We start from the raw sequence: 517 nt of genomic DNA on the forward strand, positions 1-517 counted from the left end.
GGTGAATCACACCGGGTTTGGTGGAGGCTAGTTTGTTGAAGTGCAGGCGTTAGCCTGCACGGTATTGACAACTTGCCGCGGCGTTGTTGCATAAATACCGGTCGCAGGTGAGGTAGGCTCGGGAGATGAGTGAGACGAGCTGGGGTCGGGTTAAGTACCGCACAACGAACTGGAAGGCGTACAACGCAGCGTTGAAAGCGCGAGGAGACCTGACCATCTGGCTGGATAAGGACATGCAGTGGCTGGCCCAGCCCAGGGGCAAGCGTGGTCGTTGCCAGAAGTTCTCAGATGCGGCCATCCAGTTTTGCCTGACCATCAAGGGCTTGTTTGGGCAGCCCTTGCGCCAGACACTGGGCCTGGTGCAATCGCTATTGCGTATGGCAGGCCTGCCTTGGTCAGTGCCCGACTACAGCACGGTGTGTCGCAGACAAAAGAGCTTGAATGTGCAGGTGCACTACCGAGCAAGCGAGAAAGGCTTGCACCTGCTGGTCGACTCCACGGGCATCAAGTTCTTGAG

The 517-nt window shown here is 57.6% G+C and carries 1 protein-coding gene; it reads left to right on the forward strand.

Annotated elements, in window-relative coordinates; genetic code table 11:
• Positions 1-125 precede the first annotated feature (125 nt).
• A partial coding sequence (locus CA2_RS16700; protein WP_042420128.1) for an IS5 family transposase occupies positions 126-517 on the forward strand: 392 nt, incomplete at its 3' end.

Origin of the sequence: Comamonas aquatica NBRC 14918 (genome assembly GCF_000739875.1) — a bacterium.
GTDB classification, from domain to species: domain Bacteria; phylum Pseudomonadota; class Gammaproteobacteria; order Burkholderiales; family Burkholderiaceae_C; genus Comamonas; species Comamonas aquatica.